Origin of the sequence: Actinomycetospora sp., assembly GCF_036497585.1 — a bacterium.
In the GTDB taxonomy this organism is placed as follows: Bacteria; Actinomycetota; Actinomycetes; order Mycobacteriales; family Pseudonocardiaceae; genus Actinomycetospora.
In genome coordinates, this window is sequence record NZ_DASXJD010000192.1 from 17,581 (window position 1) to 37,462 (window position 19,882).

Sequence of the window (19,882 nt, forward strand, 5' to 3'; positions counted from 1 at the left end):
GCGAGCGAAGGCAGCGCCGAACACCATGGTCGACCAGGCATCCGTGAGCGCCGACCACCTCGCCGTCACCAAGCTGGAGAAGGCGGGCGCGCACCCGATGGAGCTCGCCGCGTTCCGGCGGCGGCTGGCCCAGCTCGCCGACCCCGGCGCGGGCACCCTGCCGGGCGACGAGCTCTCCCCGGTCGAGCCGCTCCCCTGCCTCGACGACCTCCCCGAGCCCGACGAGGCGACCACGCGGTCGGTGCTCGACCGCCTCGCCGTCGTGAAGCTCAACGGGGGGCTGGGGACGTCGATGGGCCTCGACGGGCCGAAGTCGACGCTGGAGATCAAGCCGGGGCACAGCTTTCTCGACGTCATCGCGATCCAGACCCTCGCCATGCGCCGGGCCACCGGCGCGCGGCTCCCGCTGCTGCTCATGGACTCGCCGACCACCCGCCCGCCGTCGCTGGAGCGCCTCCGCGCCCACGAGGGCCTCGACGACCAGCCGCTGCCGCTGGACTTCCTGCAGGGCATCGAGCCCAAGCTGCGCGCCGACGACCGCGAACCAGTGGAGTGGCCGGCCGACCCGCAGCTCGAGTGGTGCCCGCCCGGCCACGGCGACATCTACACCGCGCTCGCGGCCAGCGGCATCGCGGCGACGCTGCTCGAGGCGGGCGTGCGCTGGTGCTTCGTCTCCAACGCCGACAACCTCGGCGCGCGGCCCGACCCGCGGATCGCCGCCTGGCTCGCCGAGCACGAGGTGCCGTTCCTGCTCGAGGTGGTGCGCGGCACCGAGTCCGACCGCAAGGGCGGGCACCTCGCGATGCGCGACGGCAAGCTCGTGCTGCGCGAGTCCGCCCAGGTCCCCGAGGACGATCCCTCGTTCGGCGACCTCGACCGCTGGCACTACTTCAACACCAACAACATCTGGTTCGACCTGCAGGCGATCACCGCGCTGCAGGAGGCCGACCCGGCGGCGCCGGAGCTCCCGCTGATCGTCAACCGCAAGACGGTCGACCCCACGGACAAGGGCTCGACGAAGGTCCTGCAGCTGGAGACGGCGATGGGCGCGGCGGTGTCGACGATCGACGGGGCCGGGGCGCTGGAGGTGCCTCGCACCCGGTTCGCGCCGGTGAAGACCACCGACGACCTCCTGGTGGCGCGCTCGGATCTCTGGGAGCTGCGCGACGACGGCGCGATGGTGCCGCACTTCGACGGCACCCCGCCGGTGGTCTCGCTCGACAAGGCCCACTTCGGGATGCTCCGCGACTTCGAGGCCCGCTTTCCCGGCGGTGCGCCGTCGTTGGTCGGCGCCCGCCGGCTCGAGGTGCGCGGGGACGTGACGTTCAGCGGGCCGGTGACGGTGCGCGGGTCGGTGACGGTGGAGGGGCCGCGCGAGGTCGAGGGCGGCACGCTCGAGGGGTGAGGTCGGGCCGGGCGGTGCTCGTCGCCCGGCCGGGCGCCTTGCCGCGGCCTTCAGCGACCGCTCGTATGCGGGATGCTGACCCCGTGACGAAGGACGAGCTGCGCCGCGAGCTGCTCGCACGTCGTCGGGAACGCTCCGACGACGCCCGCTGGCACGACGCGGCCGCGCTCGCGGCCGGCCTGCCCCGGGTGCTCGACGAGTTCGGCGCGGACCCCGGGCGCCCGCTCTGCCTGCACGTCCCCGTGCGACGCGAGCCGGGCGCGGCCCCGGACGGCGCGGTGCCGCTGCTCGACGCGGCGGTCGCGCTCGGACGGCGGGTGCTGCTGCCGGTGACGGTGGGTGAGGCCCCCCTGGACTGGGCGTCCTTCGGCGGGCGCGAGGACCTCGTCCCCGGCCCGCACGGGCTGCTCGAGCCGGGAGGCCCGCGCGTGGGCCCGGCGGCGATCGGCGAGGCGGCCGTGGTCGTGGTGGCGGCGCTGGCGGCGACGGCGGCAGGGGTGCGCCTCGGGCGCGGCGGTGGGCACTACGACCGCAGCCTGCCCCTGGTGGGGCCCTCGACCGTCGTGGTGGCGCTGGTCGGCGACGACGAGCTGCTCGCGGACCTGGCGGCCGAGCCGCACGACGTGCGGGTGGGGGCGGTGTGGCGGCCCCACGCCGGCCTGATGCGCACCGGGGCGAGGGGTCCGTCGTCAGGAACAGCGTGACGCCCGCCCGTGTTGGCACTCGCGTGGGGGGAGTGCCAGTACACTCCCCCGTCAGAGAGTCCCCGCGGGTGACGACAGGAGCGAGCGTGCCCACCTACCCCTACGCCTGCACCGAGTGCGACCACCGCTTCGAGCAGGTCCAGGCGTTCACCGACCCGTCGCTGACCGACTGCCCGGTGTGCGGCGGCCGGCTGCGCAAGGTGTTCTCGTCGGTCGGGATCGTGTTCAAGGGCAGCGGCTTCTATCGCAACGACAGCCGCTCCGGGTCCTCGAGCTCGTCGGCGTCGGAGTCGGCCTCGAGCTCGAGCGAGTCGTCGAGCAACGGGTCGTCGTCGGAGTCGTCGTCCGGTTCCAAGGAGCCCGCGGCGAGCAGCTCCTCGAAGGAGTCCTCGTCGAACGGCTCGTCGTCCACGAGTTCGTCGAGCACCGGGTCGTCCGGGTCGAGCACGACGGCGGCGAAGAGCGCCTGACGTCGGGTGCGCCCGCCCCGGTTCTGAGCGAAGGGCACCTTCGGTCGGCTCTATCGGCCGCGGGCGCCCCTCGCCGGAATCCCGGCGATCCCAGTCGGTCCGCTTCGAGGGGGATCGAGGGAGTTGGTCCGGGTCAGCGACCCCGAGTCGCCGACCCGGACCGTCACGGTGCCCGACCCGCTCCCCAGCGGTCGGTGGCTCCGTGCCTCGTACAACGAGAGACGTGCCCGTTCGTCGCGCGTTGTCCCGGATCAGGTTTGGGATCCGCAATCACCTGTTCGGTGCAGCAGATCACTGCGTTCGACGACGCGCCGTGCCGGCCTTCTGTCGTCCGAACGAGGACGCGTCGCGCGGATTGCCCTCGTGGGCCGCCAGCACCGGTGACCGCGCGAGGAGAAAGACACCCACGGTGAGCAGGGCGGCGCCGAGCAGTCCGCCGTAGATCCACGCACCGCCGGCGACCTCCTCGCCGAGCAGCCCCGTGCCCCACAGGAACGCGAGCAGCGGGTTGCCGAGGGTGAGGCCGGGCTGGGAGGCCAGCAACCGACCCGCCCGCAGCGCGCTCTGCAGCGTCCAGAACGCGACCGGGCCGACCAGGATCAGCAGGTAGGACTGCCAGGTCGTGAGGACCTCCCAGAGCCCGCCGACCGCGAGCGCGTCGGTCATCGCCTTGACGATCACCGCGACGAAGCCCGAGCCGATGCCGGCCGCGATCCCGAAGAAGGCCGCCTTCCCCACCGCCCGCGACGTCCTCGCGATCACGACGGTGACCGCCAGCACGGCGAGGGTGACCAGCGTCCCGAGGATCCAGCGCAGGTTGCCGGCGGCGAGCGCGTCCCCGTCGTGCGGACGCAGGCAGGCCAGCAGCACCACGAGGCCGACGGTCATCGTCCCGACGGCGCCCCACTCGTAGGGCCGCAGCGCGCCGCCGAGGATCCACCACCCGACGAGCAGGGTGAACGGCAGCTCCATCACCAGCACCGGCTGCACCAGCGAGACCGAGCCCAGGCGCAGCGCGCAGATCTGGCAGACCACCGCGAGGGCGAAGACCAGGGTGCCGAACAGCCACGGCGGCCGATGCACCATGTCCCGCAACGATCCCGCGGACCGGCCACGCTGCCGCGCGCTGTCCTGGGCGGCCTTGCGCTGCAGGGTGAGCGCGAGGGCGTTGCCGAGACAGGCCAGGAGCACCAGCACCACGGCCATTCGGGTGCGCCTCTCCTCGCGGGGGGACGATCTCGAGCCTCCAGCCCCGTCCACAGCACGGCGGGCTCGGTTCCATTGTCCACAAGCGGAGATCGGGGCCGTGCCGGGGTCCGGTCCTTTCCCTAACGTCCGCTTCGTGCGGATCGTGAGGAGCCCGACGGCGGGTGCGGGCCGTCGTCGGGTGTGGGCCCGTCTCCCACGCGGCTGGCGGCGCGCGGTGGCGCTGCGGCGGCTCGCGGCCGCGGTGCTCGTGGTCCTGGCGGCGGTGCTCGCGGTGGCCGGGGCGGCGTCGCCGGCGGTCACCGGGGTGCCGGTGGTGCTCGCCCGGCACGACCTCGCGCCGGGGACCGCGGTGGGTCCCGACGACGTCGGGGTGGTCCCGCGCGCACCGGAGGCGGTGCCGGGCGGGGCGCTCCGGGCGGCGGGTGACGCCGTCGGGCGTCACCTCGTCGGCCCGGTGCGTGCGGGCGAGGTCCTCACCGACGTCCGGCTCCTCGGCCCGGAGGCAGCCCGGGCGTCGGTGGGGTCGCCCGACGCGGCGGGCGTGCCGCTGCGCCTGGCCGACCCGGCGGTCGCGGCGCTGGTGCGGGCGGGGGCGCTGGTGGATGTCGTCGGGGGTGCGGGCGCCGGGGGCGGGAGCGGCGTCGTGCTCGCCCGGGGCGCGCGGGTGCTCACGGTGCTGCCCGGCGAGGAACGCACCGCCTCGCCACCACTCGTGCTCGTGGCCCTGCCGGGTCCGGAGGCGGCGCGGGTGGCGGCGGCGACGGTGGGTCAGGAGGTGACGCTGACGTTGCGGTGAGCCCGGTCAGCCGTGGTGCGGGGGCCGCTGGTCGTCGTACCAGCGCCGGTCCCGGCCGGCGTCGTCGCCGCGCGCCCGGTCGGTGTCGTCGCGCTCATCGGCGCTCCCCCGCGGCGGGTCCCCGAAGAGGGCCTCGCGCGCCCGACGGCGGGCCGCGGCCGCGCGCGCCTCGTCGTCGTCGGCAGGAGCATCGTCGGGAACCCCCGCGTCGGCACCCGGATCTTTCCCCGACGTCAGTTCTCCTCCAGCCCCGAGAGCTCGGCGATGACATGGGAGATGAGCGGGGTGAGCGTCGCCATGCCGTCGCGCACCGCGGCGCGGGAGGCGGCGAGGTTGACCACGAGCGTCGAGCCGGACACCCCGACCAGGCCGCGGGAGAGCCCGGCGTCGACCGCGCCCGCGGCCAGGCCCGACGCGCGGATCGCCTCGGCGATGCCGGGAATGGGGCGGTCGAGCACGCCGGCGGTGGCGTCGGCGGTCACCGCGCGCGGCGCGACCCCGGTGCCGCCGACGGTGACGACGAGGTCCACCCCGCCGATGACCGCGGTGTTGAGCGCGTTGCGGATGGCGACCGCCTCGCCCGGGACGACGATCGTGCCGTCGACGACGAGGCCCGCCTCGGCGAGCAGTTCGGTCACCAGGGGACCGATCGTGTCGGTGACCTCACCGGTGGAGACGCGGTCGTCGACGATCACGATGAGCGCGCGCCCGAGGAGGCCGTCGTCGCCGAGGGTGTCGTCCTGCATCGCCGCCGTGGACCGCGGGTGTTCCATGCCTGCAGACACTAGCGAGCCCCCCGGTGCACCGCGTCGCCCGACGGCCCGCGACTACCGTGGCCGCCGTGCGCGTCCTGTTGACCGGCGGAGCCGGGTTCATCGGCTCCGCGATCGCCGACCAGCTCTCCGACCGCGGCCACACCCCCGTGCTCCTCGACGCCCTGCTGCCGCAGGCCCACGCCGAGGGCAAGGCACCGGAGTGGACCGACCGCTACGAGCTGGTCCGCGGCGACGTCCGGGACGCGGGTCTGCTCGACCGGCTGCTGCCCGACGTCGACGCCGTCTGCCACCAGGCCGCGATGGTCGGGCACGGCGTGGACCCGAACGATGCGCCCGCCTATGCCGAGAACAACGACGTCGCGACGGCCGTGCTGCTCGCCGCGATGTACCGGACCCACCACACGAAGCTCGTCATGGCGAGCTCGATGGTGGTCTACGGCGAGGGTCGCTACGCGTGCCCGGAGCACGGGGTGCAGCCGCCGCCGGCCCGCACACAGGCCGACGTGGACGCGGGCCGCTACGACCTGCCGTGCCCGGTCTGCGGTCGGGACCTGGCCGGCGAGCTGGTGCCCGAGGACGCGCCGCTCGAGCCCCGCTCGACCTACGCGGCGACGAAGCTCGCCCAGGAGCACCTCGCCGTGGCCTGGGCCCGCGCCACCGGCGGCCGGGTGTTCGCGCTGCGCTACCACAACGTCTACGGCCCCCGCATGCCGCAGAACACCCCGTACGCGGGGGTGGCCTCGATCTTCCGCTCCGCGCTGGAGCGGGGCGAGGCGCCACGGGTGATGGAGGACGGGCGGCAGCGGCGCGACTTCGTGCACGTCAGCGACGTCGCGGGGATCAACGTCGCCGCCCTCGAGGCGCCGGAGGACACGACGGCGGCCGGGACCTGCACGCCGCTCAACGTCTGCTCGGGCGAGGTGCGCACCATCTCCGACCTCGCCGGGCAGCTCGCGGCCGCCATGAACGGGCCGGAGCCGCAGGTCGTGGGGGGCGCCCGGCCCGGTGACGTCCGGCACGTGACCGCCGACCCCGCCCGCGCCGCCGAGCTGCTCGGCTACCGCGCCCGGGTGTCCTTCGCCGAGGGGATCACGCGGTTCGCGACCGACCCGCTGCGCGCCGCGGTTCGCTGACGCGTTGTGCGTGTGTTTCCGTGCCGGAGCACGGAAACGCACGCACACGTGACGAAGTCACCACACGGTGACCAGGAGGCCGTTCAGCGCGAGCGCGAGCGCGGCCTGGGCGAGCAGCCACCACCGCGCCGAGCGCGCCGGCAGCGTCGCGCACGCCAGCACCGCCCACGTGCCGAAGGGCAGCCAGATGCGCTCCACCTCGGCCTTCGACAGCCCCGAGACGTCGGCGACGACGACCGCGAGCAGCACCGCGCCGACCAGCAGCGGCACGGCCAGCGGCCACCGGCGCGGCCACCACGCCGCCCGCCGCAGCCCGGCGACGACGGCCGGTCCGAGCGTCAGCACGAACGCCGCCAGGTTCGCCCAGACCCAGTACGAGTAGGGCCGCAGCAGCCCGTACTCGCCGGGCTGGTAGTAGCGCAGCTGGACGTGCTCGTACCCGTCGAGCCACCAGAAGCCGCCCACCGTGAACAGCGCGACGACGACCGCCGCCCCGACCGCGCCCGCGGCCAGCGGGACCCAGCGCCGCACCAGGACCGCGACCACCACCGGCACGAGCCCGCCGGTCACGAGCCCGTAGGACAGGAACAGCGACCCGCCGAGGACGACGCCGCCGAGCAGGCACAGCGCGGCGCCCCCCACACCACGGCGGACCGCGCCGAGCGCGAGGAACGCGACCCCCCAGGCGAACACCGCGGCGAACAGCCCGTCGGCGGAGACCCCGACCCACACCGCGCCCGGGAACAGCACCCCGAACGGCAGGTAGCGCCGCGCGAGGTCCCGCCCCGCGGACACCGCCCCCGGGTCGAGCGGCAGCGCCACCGGGCCCCACCGCAGCCCCCCGACGGCCGCCGCGGTGAGCGCGACCGCGACCGTCGCCGACGCGCCCATCAGCAGCGTCACGAGGCCCGCGGGCTCCCCGCCCGGGCCGAACAGGTCGCCGACCCAGACGTAGACCAGCGTCGCGAGCGGCGGGTGCCCGGAGGGGTGGGTGGCGAGCGTGTCGGGGGTCGTCCCGGCGATCCGGTCGGCGAAGGTCGCGAGGAGCGGGCCGAGCCCCGGGTAGCGATCGACCTCGGTGAGGTACTCGGTCGGCGCCTCGAGCCGGCTGACGACCCCCACCTGGTAGCCGTCGATCAGCGCCAGCCCGAGCGTCCACGCCGCGGACGCGACGTAGGCGAGGACCAGCAGCGGGCCCCAGCGCAGCCGCGCGGAGACGGTGGGCCCGGCGAGCACCACGAGCAGGGCGACGACGGCGGCCATGACCCCGCCGGGCTCGACGTGCGGCAGCCAGGAGGCGAGCAGCGGCGGCCACCCGACGAGGATCGGCACCCCGCGGTGGATCTCCGCCCACCCGTACAGCGACGCCCCCGCGACGAGAGCGGCCGCCAGCACGACGGCGACGAGGTCTCCCCGGAGCCGGGGGAACCGGCGCCCGTCGCGGCCACCGGGGGTGACGGCGCCGTCGTCGTCGTCGCGGGAGCGCAGCGCCCCGAGCACGGTCGGCACGGCCACGGAGAGTACGAACCGGACGTAGCGGGGCCGTGAGGCGGGCCCACCCGGACGTGGCGGGTCCACCGGACGGAGCCCTCACGCCCCCGTCACGGACGCAGGGGACGGTGCCCCCGGTTGTGCACGACCGACGGCAACCGCATAGCGTGACCGCGGTGAGCGACCGCGCGGAGCCGGACGGCGTCGTTCCGCAGAGGGCAGCGCAGCGGATCGGGACCGTCGACGTCGTGCTCCCGTGCCTCGACGAGGTCGACGCGCTGCCCACCGTCCTCGACGCGCTGCCCGACGGTTTCGCCGCCGTCGTCGCCGACAACGGCTCCACCGACGGCACCCCCGAGCTGGCCGCGGCCCGCGGGGTGCTCGTGGTGCACGAGGCGCGCAAGGGCTACGGCGCAGCGGTGCACGCCGGGCTGGAGGCCACCCGCACCGAGGTCGTCGCCGTCATCGACGCGGACGGCTCGCTCGACCCGGCCGCGCTCCCCGCGATGGTGGCGCTGCTGCACGACACCGGGGTCGACCTCGTCGTCGGGCGGCGGGTGCCGGCGGCACGGGGGGTGTGGCCGTGGCACGCCCGGCTCTCCAACCTGGTGCTCTCCGGGCTGATGCGGGTCCGCGGGGTCGGGGTCCGCGACATCGCGCCGGTGCGGGTGGCCCGCCGGCAGGCCCTGCTCGACCTCGGGATCACCGACCGGGCCTTCGGCTACCCGCTCGAGCTGCTCATCCGCGCCGGCGCCGCCGGCTGGCGCATCCGGGAGGTCGACGTGGCCTACCGGCCGCGGGCAGGGGGGCGATCGAAGGTGTCCGGTTCGGTGCGCGGCACGGTCCGCGCGGTCCGCGACATGACGCGGGCGCTGGCCCGCACACCGCACGGCGCACCGCCCGCCGAGCCGACGGGGGGGACGCCGAACCGATGAGCACCCCCGGCGCGAACGCGCGGATCATGCAGGTCGACCAGGCAGGTCCGGGCGGGTCCGGGGACCGCGACGGCGAGGCCCCCGCCGGCGCCGTCCGCCGCGTGGTCCTGGTGCTCGCGAAGGCGCCGGTGCCCGGGCGGGTCAAGACCCGGCTGACCCCGCCCGCGACGCCGGAGGGTGCGGCGGGGATCGCGGCCGCGGCCCTGCTCGACACCCTCGATGCCGCCGCGGCGACGCTGGGCGCGCAGGTCGTCGTCGCGCTCGAGGGCGACACCGCCGCGGCGGTGCGCGCCGACGAGATCGAGACGGCGCTCGCCCCGCACGTCGTGGTCCCCCAGCGCGGGCACACCCTGGGCGAGCGCATCGCCGCCGCCCACGACGACGTCGCCACCCGGTTCCCCGCCGCGGTGAGCGTGCAGATCGGGATGGACAGCCCCCAGCTCGACGCCGGCCTGCTCGACGACGCGCTGCGCCGCGTCGAGTGCGGGGCCGACGCGGCGCTGGGTCTCGCCCTCGACGGCGGCTGGTGGACGCTCGCCCTGGCCCGTCCCCGGTCGGCCGCGATCATCACCGGGGTGCCAACGAGCACCGACGACACCGGCCGTCTCACCCTCGCCGCGCTGCGGACCGCGCTCGGCCACGACGCCGTGGTCGAGCTGCCGGTGCTCTCGGACGTGGACACCGCCGACGACGCCGTCGCGGTGTCGGAGCTCGTGCCCCACGGTCGTTTCGCCCACGCGGTCGGCGACCTCCTCCCGGTCCCCGGAGGTGTCCGCCCGTGACGTCCCTGTCGCCGATGACCGAGCCCTTCGCCGTCGTCGACGCGGCCCGCGAGCGCGACCGTGCACCGGCGGCCGCCGCCCTCGACCACGAGCCGACCGGCGTCCTGGGCGGGCCCACGGTCTTCGACGCCGCGCTCGCCGGGCGCAGCGACCGGCTGGTGCGGGCGGACGGGGTGGTGCTGCCGCTGGCGGTGCACCGCTGGCAGGACGACGCCGACGGCGACGACGGCTGGCTGCTGGAACGCTGCCGCGGCGCCACGCTCGACCTGGGCTGCGGGCCGGGCCGGCTGGTCGTCGCGCTCGCCGATCGCGGCGTGCCCGTGCTCGGCGTCGACGTGTCGGTGCAGGCGATCGAGCGCTGCCTGCAGCGGGGCGCGGCGGTGCTGCACCGGGACGCGTTCGAGCGGCTGCCCGGCGAGGGCCGCTGGGAGCACGTGGTGCTGGCCGACGGCAACATCGGGATCGGCGGCGAACCGGCCGCGCTGCTGCGCCGCTGCCGCGACCTGCTCGCGCGCGACGGCACGGTGCTGGCCGAGCTCACCCCGGGAGCGGCCCTGTGGCAGGGCGCGGCCCGACTGGTGAGCGACGACGTGTCCGAGGAGCTCGCCGGCACCTGGTTCCCGTGGGCGGTGCTCGGTCCCGACGCGATCGACGACGTCGCCGCCGCCGCCGGGCTGGTGGTGCTCGAGCGCTCCGCGCCCGAGCAGATGGCGGCGACGGGGCGCTCGTTCTGCGTTCTAGGTGCCGGAGGCTTGTGAGCACTTTCGGGGGCTATCACCCCGGAAAGTGCTCACAGGCGCGAAGCGCACCTACCGCCCGCCGATCACCCGGCTGCCCAGGGTCACCGTGACGGGGCGGGGTGCCTGACCGGCGCTGACGACGGTCAGCGTCACCACCTGGCCCGGCGCGCTCGACTGGATGGCCGCGACCAGCGCGTTGGCGTCCTCGATCACGCGGTTGTCGACCTTCGTCACGAGGTCGCCCGCGGCGATCCCGGCCGTCGCGGCGGGCGAGCCGGGCGTGACGGCGGCGACCGTCGCGCCGCGCGGTCCGCCGGGGGCGAGCTGCACCCCGATGATCGCCTGCGTCGCGCGCCCGGTCTGCACCAGCTCGGTGGCGATCCGGCGGGCCTGGTTGATCGGGATGGCGAACCCGAGCCCGATGGAGCCGCCCTCCTGGCCCGCCCCGCCACCGGAGGCCACGCTCGCGATCGCGGTGTTGACGCCGATGACGTGCCCGGCCGAGTCAGCCAGCGGGCCGCCGGAGTTGCCCGGGTTGATCGCGGCGTCGGTCTGGATGGCGTCGAGCGTGCTGTCCTGGCCCGCCGCCGAGCCGCCGGCCGCGACCGGCCGCTGCAGCGCCGAGACGATGCCGGTGGTCACCGTCCCCGACAGCCCGAGCGGCGACCCGACGGCGACGACGGCCTGGCCCTGGCGCAGCCGGTCGGAGTCGCCGAGGTCGGCGGGCTGCAGGCCGCTCACACCGTTGGCGCGGACGACGGCGATGTCGGCGGCCGGCGCCGTGCCGACCAGGGACACCGGGGCGGCGCGGCCGTCGGAGAACACGGCCTGCAGTGCGCCGCCCCGCCCGGCGGCGAGCACGTGGTTGTTCGTCATGATCAGGCCGTCGGGCGAGATGATCACGCCCGAGCCCTCCCCGGCGGCGCCGAGGATCTGCACCGTGCTCGGCAGGACCGCCGACGCGACCGCCTCGACCGATCCGGCCGGCGCCGGCGGCAGCGGGTCCCCGGCGGAGTCGGTGGAGGCCAGCGAGGTCCCCGACGACGAGCCGCGCGCGGCGAGCGAGCCCGCGATCGCCCCGCCCACCAGCCCGGCGACCAGCGCGACGAGCGCCACGAGGACCAGTCCGGTCCGTCCGACGGCGCCCGCCCCGTCCCGCCCCCGGCCGCGGAGCCGCTCGACGAGGCCCGGCCGTCGCTCCTCGGACCCATCCCCCGTCCCCGCCCCCGACGTGTTGTGCGGGTCGGCCATCGGGGCGCCGCCCCAGCCGGCGCCGGGGTCGGCCGGGAACCCTCCGGGCGGGGTCGCCGTCGCGCCCGGGCTCCCCCCGTCCTCGGTGCGCGGCAGCGCGGCCGTCCGGCCCCAGCCGTGGTCCGAGGATTCGCCGGTCCCCCGGCCCCACCCGTAGTCCGGGGTGTCGGGCGCGTACTGCGCCGACGCCTCCGTCGACGCCGAGTTCGACGGCGCCGGGTTCGGCGGCAGCGAGCCGCCGAAGGGTGCCCCCGACCAGGAGCGGGTCGCCTCGCCCCCGGGCGCCGCGTCGCCGTAGCGCACGCCCGGGCGGCGGTAGCCGGTGCCCAGGCCGGGCCGCTCGGTCTCCGTGGACGTCGACGGCGCCTCGCCCGACGACCCGCTCCCCCGCTCCGGCGCGCCCGCCTCGTCCGGCCCGCCGCCCTCCGGCGGGTCGTCCCGCCGGACCGGCCGGGGGTCGCTCTCGCTCATGCGTGCAGCCTCCCCCATGCCGACCGCCGCGCGCCCGGTGGGAACCCCGTCGTCGTAGCAGAGCACCCCCGACCGGATCATCGCGACGGGGACCCGACCGCCACACCGCCCGACATCCGGGAGGATCGGGAGCGATGAGCACGACGGCGACGTCCACCCGCGGCGGGGAGCCCGCCGCGCCGACGGGCTGGCACGTGCTGCTCGAGGTCCCGCTGCGGCGCCGGGTCGCCGTCCTCGTCTCGGTCGGCGCGGGGCTGCTCGTCGCATTGATCTCGGTGGCCGTCTTCTTCACCGCGTACCGCGCGCTGTACGACCAGCTCGACCAGAGTCTCGTCGAGCGGGCCACCGCTGCCTCCTCCAGCGACCTCGCCGACCCCGACCTGCTGTTGAAGACCGTGTCCTCGGACGCCCTGGCCGCGGGGGACTTCCGCGTCGCGATCGTGACGGCGAACGGGCGCGCGCTGGCCATCCAGGGCGAACAGCCCCCGGTGGGCGACCCCGAGATCGAGGTCGCCAAGGGCACACCGGAGCCGCCGCGCACCGGGTTCGTCAACGGGACGCCCTACCGCGTGGTCGCCGTGCAGGCCGGCGCCGGCCGCGCACTGGTGCTCGCCCAGGAGCTCGACCCGACCCGGCGGACGCTCTCCCGGCTGGCGATCGTGCTCGTCGTCGTCGGCGGTCTCGGCGTGGTGCTCGCCGCGGCGGTGGGCGTCGCGATCGCCCGCGCCGGGCTGCGGCCGGTGGAGCGGCTGATCTCGGCCACCGAGCGGGTGGCCCGCACCGGCGACCTGCAGCCGATCACCGTCACCGGCGGCGACGAGATCGCCCGCCTCACCCGCAGCTTCAACGCGATGCTCGCGGCGCTGGCCTCGTCGATCGAGCGGCAGCGTCGCCTGGTCGCCGACGCGGGGCACGAGCTGCGGACCCCGCTGACCTCGCTGCGGACCAACCTCGAGCTGCTGGTCGCCGCCGAGGAGGGCGTCGCGTCCGGGCGCTCCGACGCGCCGCGCCTGTCCGACGAGGACCGCGCCGAGCTGACCGCCGACCTGCGCGCCCAGATCGACGAGCTGGCCACGCTCGTCGGCGACGTCGTCGAGCTCGCCCGCGACGACCCGCCCGAGGTCGCCGCCGAGCACCTCGACCTCTCCGAGGTGGTCGAGCGGGCGCTGGACCGGGCCCGCCCGCGGGCTCCCAGGGTGCACTTCGAGGTGGAGCTGACGCCCTGCGAGGTGATCGGGGACGCGAGCGCCCTCGAGCGCGCGGTGCTCAACCTGCTCGACAACGCGGCCAAGTGGAGCCCCCCGGACGCCACGGTGCGCGTGGTGCTGCGTGAGGGCGTCGCGCCGGAGCGACCGGGGACCGCGGTGCTCGAGGTCGCCGACAGCGGACCGGGGATCGCCCCGGAGGAGCGCGAGCTGGTGTTCGACCGCTTCTTCCGCTCCGCCGACGCCCGCACCATGCCCGGCTCCGGGCTGGGGCTCTCGATCGTGGCCCGGACCGCGACCCGCCACCACGGCGGCGTCTCGGCCCACGAGGCCCCGGGCGGCGGCGCGCTGCTGCGGTTCTGGATCCCGCGGGCGTGAGCGGCGCTACGCGCGGATCGGCTGGGGGCGGAGCAGCTGCGGGCGGACCGGCTGCGGGCGGCCCCGCCGGGCGGTGACGGCGAGGGCGGTCAGTCCCTGCGCCAGCAGGTCCACCGAGTCGACGACGACGCCCGCGACCCAGAGGGTCGCGCGGCGGGCGTCCTCCCACCCCAGCAGCGCTGCCCAGCGACCCGACGTCCTGCTCCGCTCCGCCACGAACGACTCCCCCACCCCTGGGCACGACCGGTCGCGGGCCACCACGGCCCGTCGTCCCGATCCGCGGTCCCGCACCGCTCGCCGCGCTCCATCGTCGCGCTCGGTGAGTACGAACTCCATGAGACGTCGGTGTCACCGCGGCACGGCGGATGAGACCATTCACCCGTCCGTGGAGCCGCTCGGTCGACGACGATCACGTCTCACGCCGACGCAACCCCCCACGAGGGACGGTCGTTGAGCCGGACGAGGGCACGTCACCGCGCACGGAGGTACGCCGATGAGCTGGGGAGGCCCGTGACCTCGGTCGTGCGCGACCACCCGCCGTCGCCCGGGGGGCCGCCGCCCGGCGGGCCGGGTCCCTCACGGCTGCGACTGATCCTCGCCGCGGTGCTCGCGGGCGCGGTGATCGTGCTGCCGCTCGTGCTGCTCAGCGGGAAGGGCTCCCCCTCCTCCGACGCGCCGCCGCTCGCCACCGCGACCGCCGCCTCGGCCGCGGCCACGCCGACCCGGACGGGGACCGTCGACCCGCTGGCCGCCGCGAAGGCCCTCGCCGCGAAGCCCGCCACCGGGCCCGGGGTGTTCGACACCTCGGTCGGCGACTTCGCGAGCCACTTCGTCGGCAACGGCAACTCCGGGCAGGTCGACGGCGGCGCGGTCCCGCAGCTCACGAACGGCGGGAAGGCCCTGACGTTCGCGATCCCGGGTGGCGGCGAGCGCTCCGAGTCGGTCCCGCGGCTGCCGGAGTACCGCGAGGGCGACGACATCTGGGTCCACGACGTCAGCGCCCTGCACGACCTGCCGACCGGCACCGGGACCTGGCAGCTGGTGCTGCAGTGGCACCAGAACGGCAACAACGGCTCGCCGCCGGTCGCCCTCCAGGCCGGCGGCGGGCGGCTGCGCCTGGCCAACGTCGGCACCGACTTCCAGGATCTCGGAGCGCTCGGCCCGGACGACACCGTCGACGTCGTCCTGCACATCCACTTCTCGCGGGATCCGGGCGCGGCGGAGGTCGACGTGTGGCGCGACGGCCTCCCGAAGGTGACGAACCACCACCCGCCACGGGGCACGCTGCTCGACGACGGCGACTACATGAAGATCGGCCTCTACCGCGACCCGTCGATCACGCAGGACTCGTCGATGACCACGACGCGCCTCGTCGTCGGGCCCACGGCCGCCGCGATCAACGCCGCGGGGATCACCCCGCGCTAGCGATCCCCCGTCAGCGACGGACCTCCACTGACACCTGACGTCAGGATGAACCCTCCCCGACATCGGGCGCCGCCACCGGCAGCGTCAGCACGAACACCGCACCCGGCACGCCGTCGTCGGGCGCGGTGCATGCCAGGTCCCCGCCGTGGGCCCGGGCCGCCTCCCGCGCGATCGCGAGCCCGAGCCCCGCGCCGCCGGCTCCGACGCCGACTCCCCCGGCTCCGCCCCGCGCCTCGTCCAGCCGCACCATCCGGCCGAACACCCGCTCCCGCTCCCCGGCCGGCACCCCCGGGCCCTCGTCGCGCACCGCCACCCGCGCGGTGCCCCCGACCGCGTCCACCGTCACCGTCACCGTCCCGCCCCCGTGCCGGCGCGCGTTCGTCACCAGGTTCGTCAGCGCCTGCCCGATCAGCTCGGGGTCGACCGCCACCTGCACCGGCGCGGCCACCGCGAGCACCGCGGACGCCTCGGGGTGCAGCACCGCGTCGCGGTCGGTCTCGACGCGCGCCAGCTCCCCGAGGTCGACGTCGCGGCGCTCCGGTCGCAGGCCCGCGTCGTACCGGGCCAGGGTGAGCAGGTCGTCGACGAGGCGCCCGGCGCGCCGTGCGTCGCGCACCAGCAGCGTCGCGAGCCGTTCCCGCGCCTCGGGGTCGAGCTCCGGCGCCGTGCCCGCCTCGGCGGTCGCCGCGATGCCGGCGAGCGGGGTGCGCAGCTCGTGCGCGGCGTCGGCGACGAAGCGGCGGGTGCTCGCCTCGGAGGCCCGGGCGTGGGCCTCGGCGCCCTCGAGCGCGTCGAGCATCTCGTCGAACGCCGCGGCCGCCCGCCCCAGCTCGGTGTCCCGCCGCTGCGGCGCCAGCCGCTGCCCGCGCCGGCCGCCCGCGATGGAGCGCGCCAACGAGGTCATCGCGTCCAACGGCGCCAGCGCGAGCCGCGTCGTGAGCAGCAGCGCCCCCGCCGCGACGACGACCGCGATCCCGCCCACCAGCAGCAGCACCCGACGCAGCCGCCGCTCGGCCGCGCCCTCCAGCCCCGGGTCGGCGGTCAGCGTGATCGTGTCGCCGTCGGCGAACCGCCGGGTCACCGAGCGCCGCGCCGAGGCCGCGGAGCCCGGAGCGTCCCGGTTCGCCGCCAGCACCGTCCCGTCCGGGCCCCGTACGACCACCGCGACCCCGCCGCCGAGCTCGACCCGGCGGACGATCTGGTCCGGTGAGAGTCCCTGGTCGGCGAGCTGCACGGCCTGCAACGCCCGCCCGTTCAGCGTCGTCAGCGCCTCGGAGCGGGTCTGGGCGGCGAAGAGCAGGTCCGACACCACGGCCACCACCACGACGACGACCGCGACGACCGCGACCGACGTCGCCGTGACCCGCCGTCGCAGGGACGCGCCGGCCCAGCGGTTCACCGCAGCGCCCTCATGGTCGGGGCGCCTCCGCCGGGGCCTCCGCCCGCGCGACGTAACCCTGCCCGCGCACGGTGTGGACCACCCGCGGCTCGCCGAGCTTGCGCCGCAGCGCCGAGACGTGGACCTCGACGACGTTGAGGTCGTACTCCTCCCAGCCCCACACCGCGCCGAGCAGCTGCGACTTCGACCGGACCCGGCCCCGGTGCGCGACGAGGTCGTGCAGCAGCCGCAGCTCGGTGGCCGTCACCGGGATCTCCCGGCCGGCGCGCGTGACGCGTCCGGCGTCGGGATCCACGACGACGTCGTCCACCTCCACCGCGTCGCCCACCCCGCCGGAGCGCCGCAGCAGCGCCTCGACCCGTGCGAGCAGCTCGGCGAGCGCGAACGGCTTGACCAGGTAGTCGTCGGCGCCGGCGCGCAGCCCGCGGACGCGGTCGGCGACCCCGCTGCGGGCGGTCAGCAGGATGACCCCGGCGCTCGTCGCGCGGACCGCGGGCAGCAGCGCGTAGGCGTCGCGGCCGGGGAGCATGACGTCGAGGACGACGACGTCGGGGGCGAAGCGTGCGAGGTCGTCCTCCAGGCGCGAGCCGTCGGGCCGGGCGCACACCTCGTGCCCGACCCCGGTCAGCGCCGTCGTCACCGACGCGAGGATGGGTTCGGAGTCCTCGACGACGAGGACCCGCGCGGCCCGGTCCACGACCTCAGGCGTCGGCGCGCAGGACGTACCCCACCCCGCGCACCGTGTGGATCAGCCGCGGCTCGCCCTCGGCCTCGGTCTTGCGGCGCAGGTAGCCGATGTAGACCTCGAGGGCGTTGCCCGTCGTCGGGAAGTCGTATCCCCAGACCTCCTCGAGGATGCGGCTGCGGGTGAGCACCCGGCGGGGGTTGGCGATGAGCAGCTCGAGCAGCGAGAACTCGGTGCGGGTGAGCGTGATCGGCCGGTCGCCGCGCTTGACCTCGCGGGTGACCGGGTCCAGGGAGAGGTCGGCGAAGGTCAGCGGCTCGGGGTGGTCGTCCTTGCCGCGCTCCTCGGGCGTGGTGCGCCGCAGCAGGGCCCGCAGCCGCGCGAGGAGCTCCTCGAGGGCGAACGGCTTGGCGAGGTAGTCGTCGGCGCCCGCGTCCAGCCCGGCGACCCGGTCCGAGACCGCCTCGCGCGCGGTGAGGACGAGCACGGGCAGGTCGTCGCCGGCGCTGCGCAGCCGCCGGCACACCTCGAGCCCGTCGAGGCGGGGCATCATGACGTCGAGGACGAGGGCGTCGGGGCGCTCCTTCTCGATGGTGTCCAGGGCCTGCTGGCCGTCGGTCGCAAGCTCGACCTGGTACCCGTTGAACGCCAGGGACCGGCGCAGCGAGTCGCGCACGGCCCGGTCGTCGTCGACGACGAGGATCCGCATGGGCACAGTGTGGGCGCGTTGGCTGAGAAGGTGCTGAGGTGGCCTCCGGCCCCTGGCCACGAGGGCGCAGCCCCGTTAGAACTCCACCCGCATCAGCCCGACGACCTCGGTGCGCCACTCCGCGTAGGCGCGGCCGATCCCCGCCTCGTCGTCGGTGGACGGCCGCGACTCCCCCGGGTCCCCGGTGACCTTCGCGGCGATCTGCTCACCCGTCCACGAGCGGTCGGCGACCCGCACGGTGAGCCGCTCCGGGGCGCGCTCGGCGCGCAGGGCGTGGGCGAGCACCCGCAGCATGGCCGCGCGGGCGTCGGCGTCGTCCGGGGCGTCGACGTCGACGTTGGTCTGTCCGCCGACGAGCATCACGTTGGCGGTGGGCGCGAGCGTCGGCAGCACCGTGGCGGCCGCCCGGAAGCGCGAGAGCATGCCCTGGGTGAGGAACTGCTCGACCTTCGCGACGACGCTGCCCTCCCCCGGCGTCATGGCGACCGGCAGCTGCACGTAGGCGTCGAAGGTCTTCCCGTCGACGGCTTCGCCCAGCCGGTCGGGGTTGTCCACGACGACGACCTCCGCGCCCGTCGCCTTCAACGCCGACGAGACCTCGTCGAGCCGCTCGCCGCCACCGGTCACCAGCACCGTCGTCATGTCGCGGAACCCTAGTTCGCCACCGGGCCGCTCGGCAGCAGCGAACGGCCGAAGATCGGTTCAGCCGTAGAGCGCGACGACGTCGGCGGCCCGGGACGCCATCAGGTCCCGCACCTCGGGAGGGCCGAGGACCTCCACCAGCGCGCCGAATCCGAGCAGGATCCCGACGGCGGCCCCCGCGGCCCGGAAGGGCAGGTGGACGACGTCGGGCTCCTCGCCCTCCGGCGGCCCGACCAGCTGCGCCGCCACCACCCGCTCCACCATCGCCCGCCGTCCCGGGTGGACCCGCACCCGGACCGTCACCGCCTCCGGCGCGTCCTCCAGTCGCTCGCGCAGCTCGACCCACACGGCCTCGAGGTCCCGGTCGTCGGGACGGCGGGCCGGCGTGCCGGTCGCCTCGACCTCCTCGACCCGGCTCACCCGGAACATCCGCGGGGTGCCGCGCGCGGCCGCGACGAGGTACCAGGTCCCGGTCTTGCTGACCAGCCCGTACGGGTCGACGGTCCGCCACCCGGGGACTCCCGAGGCGGGCCGGTACCGGATCCGCACCCGCTCGTCGGCCGTGACCGCCCGCTCCAGCTCGGCGAGCGCGGGGTCGTCCCCCGCGGGCTGCCCGGCCCGGTGCCAGCCGTACTGCTCGACGACGACGGTGCGCCGGGCCGCCGCGATCCCGCTGCGGCGGGTCTCGGGCACCGCGGCCAGGAGCTTGCGCACCGCGGACGCCACCGACCGTCCCAGCGACCCGCCCTGCTCGCCGTCGGTCAGCGCGAGCAGGGCCCGCATCTCGGTGTCGGTCAGGCCGCTGACGTCGGTGCGGAACCCCGGCAGGAGCACCACCCCGCCGTTGCGGCCCCGCTCTGCGTACACCGGGACGCCCGCGGCGGAGAGCGCCTCGACGTCGCGGGCGACGGTGCGCGTCGACACCTCGAGGCGCCGCGCGAGCTCCGGGGCGGACATCCGGCCGTGGGTCTGCAGGAGCAGCAGGGTGGCCAGGAGGCGGTCGGAACGCACGGTCCCGAGATTCTCGCAGAATCACGACAGCACGTGTCGGGATTCGGCGCGCATCGTGCCCGCCATGAGCATCACTCCAGTTGCCAGCGAAGCGTCGTTGCTTGCATCCAGTGGCAGGAAACCCACGTCGTCGAGCCACGTCCTCCGACCCGAGGGCCCGTTCTCGCTCGACCTCGCCCGCGGCGCCGTCATGCGCTGGGCCCCGGTCTCCCGCTTCTCCCGCGACGCCGCCCGCCCGCTCGTCCTCGCCGCGATCGCCGACGAC

21 protein-coding genes and 1 pseudogene are annotated in these 19,882 nt (G+C 76.1%); 11 read left to right on the plus strand and 11 right to left on the minus strand.

What is annotated here, in order from left to right:
• Positions 1–43 precede the first annotated feature (43 nt).
• From VGH76_RS18385 to VGH76_RS18395, 3 genes and pseudogenes are all read left to right on the plus strand, one after another.
• Complete coding sequence (locus tag VGH76_RS18385) at positions 44–1,405, plus strand: UTP--glucose-1-phosphate uridylyltransferase (protein ID WP_331558158.1); 1,362 nt, start codon at positions 44–46, stop codon at positions 1,403–1,405.
• A gap of 83 nt (positions 1,406–1,488) precedes the next feature.
• Positions 1,489–2,109 carry a 5-formyltetrahydrofolate cyclo-ligase gene (locus tag VGH76_RS18390; protein WP_331558159.1) on the plus strand — a complete coding sequence of 207 codons (621 nt, stop codon included), beginning with the start codon at positions 1,489–1,491 and terminating at the stop codon, positions 2,107–2,109.
• An 86-nt stretch (positions 2,110–2,195) separates the two neighbouring features.
• Positions 2,196–2,288: pseudogene (locus VGH76_RS18395) on the plus strand (FmdB family zinc ribbon protein); the annotation flags it as partial.
• Positions 2,289–2,350: 62 nt separating this feature from the next.
• Here the strand turns inward: VGH76_RS18395 and VGH76_RS18400 are convergent.
• Positions 2,351–2,617, minus strand: coding sequence for a hypothetical protein (locus VGH76_RS18400; protein ID WP_331558181.1), 267 nt, complete (start codon positions 2,615–2,617; stop codon positions 2,351–2,353).
• Between the two features lie 253 nt (positions 2,618–2,870).
• Positions 2,871–3,785 carry a DMT family transporter gene (locus VGH76_RS18405; protein WP_331558160.1) on the minus strand — a complete coding sequence of 305 codons (915 nt, stop codon included), beginning with the start codon at positions 3,783–3,785 and terminating at the stop codon, positions 2,871–2,873.
• A gap of 136 nt (positions 3,786–3,921) precedes the next feature.
• Between VGH76_RS18405 and VGH76_RS18410 the strand changes: the two genes are divergently transcribed.
• On the plus strand, positions 3,922–4,584 hold the full coding sequence (locus VGH76_RS18410) for an SAF domain-containing protein (RefSeq protein ID WP_331558161.1): 663 nt from the start codon (positions 3,922–3,924) through the stop codon (positions 4,582–4,584).
• Positions 4,585–4,817: 233 nt separating this feature from the next.
• Here VGH76_RS18410 and VGH76_RS18415 read toward each other — a convergent pair whose 3' ends face one another.
• Positions 4,818–5,357 carry a MogA/MoaB family molybdenum cofactor biosynthesis protein gene (locus VGH76_RS18415; protein WP_331558162.1) on the minus strand — a complete coding sequence of 180 codons (540 nt, stop codon included), beginning with the start codon at positions 5,355–5,357 and terminating at the stop codon, positions 4,818–4,820.
• A 59-nt stretch (positions 5,358–5,416) separates the two neighbouring features.
• Here VGH76_RS18415 and VGH76_RS18420 point away from each other — a divergent pair, with 59 nt between their 5' ends.
• Positions 5,417–6,493, plus strand: coding sequence for an NAD-dependent epimerase/dehydratase family protein (locus tag VGH76_RS18420; RefSeq protein ID WP_331558163.1), 1,077 nt, complete (start codon positions 5,417–5,419; stop codon positions 6,491–6,493).
• A gap of 57 nt (positions 6,494–6,550) precedes the next feature.
• On the opposite strand, the gene VGH76_RS18425 is transcribed toward VGH76_RS18420, so the two are convergent.
• Positions 6,551–8,002 (minus strand): hypothetical protein, encoded by a 1,452-nt coding sequence (locus VGH76_RS18425; RefSeq protein ID WP_331558164.1) that lies wholly within the window; start codon positions 8,000–8,002, stop codon positions 6,551–6,553.
• 212 nt (positions 8,003–8,214) lie between these two features.
• Here VGH76_RS18425 and VGH76_RS18430 point away from each other — a divergent pair, with 212 nt between their 5' ends.
• From VGH76_RS18430 to VGH76_RS18440, 3 genes are read left to right on the plus strand one after another with little or no spacing between them, the layout of a single operon-like run.
• Positions 8,215–8,919: a glycosyltransferase family 2 protein gene (locus VGH76_RS18430; protein ID WP_331558179.1), complete on the plus strand. Its 705-nt coding sequence runs from the start codon at positions 8,215–8,217 to the stop codon at positions 8,917–8,919.
• On the plus strand, positions 8,916–9,701 hold the full coding sequence (locus tag VGH76_RS18435; protein WP_331558165.1) for a TIGR04282 family arsenosugar biosynthesis glycosyltransferase: 786 nt from the start codon (positions 8,916–8,918) through the stop codon (positions 9,699–9,701). The genes VGH76_RS18430 and VGH76_RS18435 overlap by 4 nt, the downstream gene beginning before the upstream one ends.
• Positions 9,698–10,459 carry a class I SAM-dependent methyltransferase gene (locus VGH76_RS18440; protein ID WP_331558166.1) on the plus strand — a complete coding sequence of 254 codons (762 nt, stop codon included), beginning with the start codon at positions 9,698–9,700 and terminating at the stop codon, positions 10,457–10,459. The genes VGH76_RS18435 and VGH76_RS18440 overlap by 4 nt, the downstream gene beginning before the upstream one ends.
• A gap of 51 nt (positions 10,460–10,510) precedes the next feature.
• On the opposite strand, the gene VGH76_RS18445 is transcribed toward VGH76_RS18440, so the two are convergent.
• Entirely contained in the window at positions 10,511–12,163 is a 1,653-nt protein-coding gene (locus VGH76_RS18445; protein ID WP_331558167.1) for a S1C family serine protease, read from the minus strand.
• 134 nt (positions 12,164–12,297) lie between these two features.
• On the opposite strand from VGH76_RS18445, the gene VGH76_RS18450 reads away from it, so the two are divergent.
• Positions 12,298–13,746, plus strand: coding sequence for a HAMP domain-containing sensor histidine kinase (locus tag VGH76_RS18450; RefSeq protein WP_331558168.1), 1,449 nt, complete (start codon positions 12,298–12,300; stop codon positions 13,744–13,746).
• A gap of 6 nt (positions 13,747–13,752) precedes the next feature.
• Here VGH76_RS18450 and VGH76_RS18455 read toward each other — a convergent pair whose 3' ends face one another.
• A complete protein-coding gene (locus VGH76_RS18455) occupies positions 13,753–13,962 on the minus strand; it encodes a hypothetical protein (RefSeq protein ID WP_331558169.1) in 210 nt (69 codons plus the stop codon).
• 294 nt (positions 13,963–14,256) lie between these two features.
• On the opposite strand from VGH76_RS18455, the gene VGH76_RS18460 reads away from it, so the two are divergent.
• Entirely contained in the window at positions 14,257–15,171 is a 915-nt protein-coding gene (locus tag VGH76_RS18460; protein WP_331558170.1) for a heparin lyase I family protein, read from the plus strand.
• A gap of 40 nt (positions 15,172–15,211) precedes the next feature.
• Here VGH76_RS18460 and VGH76_RS18465 read toward each other — a convergent pair whose 3' ends face one another.
• The 5 genes from VGH76_RS18465 to VGH76_RS18485 form a co-directional block, all read right to left on the minus strand.
• Positions 15,212–16,570, minus strand: coding sequence for a HAMP domain-containing sensor histidine kinase (locus VGH76_RS18465; protein WP_331558171.1), 1,359 nt, complete (start codon positions 16,568–16,570; stop codon positions 15,212–15,214).
• 10 nt (positions 16,571–16,580) lie between these two features.
• Complete coding sequence (locus VGH76_RS18470; protein ID WP_331558172.1) at positions 16,581–17,267, minus strand: response regulator transcription factor; 687 nt, start codon at positions 17,265–17,267, stop codon at positions 16,581–16,583.
• 4 nt (positions 17,268–17,271) lie between these two features.
• A complete protein-coding gene (locus tag VGH76_RS18475; protein ID WP_331558173.1) occupies positions 17,272–17,964 on the minus strand; it encodes a response regulator transcription factor in 693 nt (230 codons plus the stop codon).
• A 75-nt stretch (positions 17,965–18,039) separates the two neighbouring features.
• Positions 18,040–18,606, minus strand: coding sequence for a hypothetical protein (locus VGH76_RS18480; RefSeq protein WP_331558174.1), 567 nt, complete (start codon positions 18,604–18,606; stop codon positions 18,040–18,042).
• 60 nt (positions 18,607–18,666) lie between these two features.
• Entirely contained in the window at positions 18,667–19,617 is a 951-nt protein-coding gene (locus VGH76_RS18485; RefSeq protein WP_331558175.1) for a helix-turn-helix transcriptional regulator, read from the minus strand.
• A 64-nt stretch (positions 19,618–19,681) separates the two neighbouring features.
• On the opposite strand from VGH76_RS18485, the gene VGH76_RS18490 reads away from it, so the two are divergent.
• Positions 19,682–19,882 (plus strand): hypothetical protein (locus VGH76_RS18490; RefSeq protein WP_331558176.1); only part of this gene is annotated, 201 nt, incomplete at its 3' end.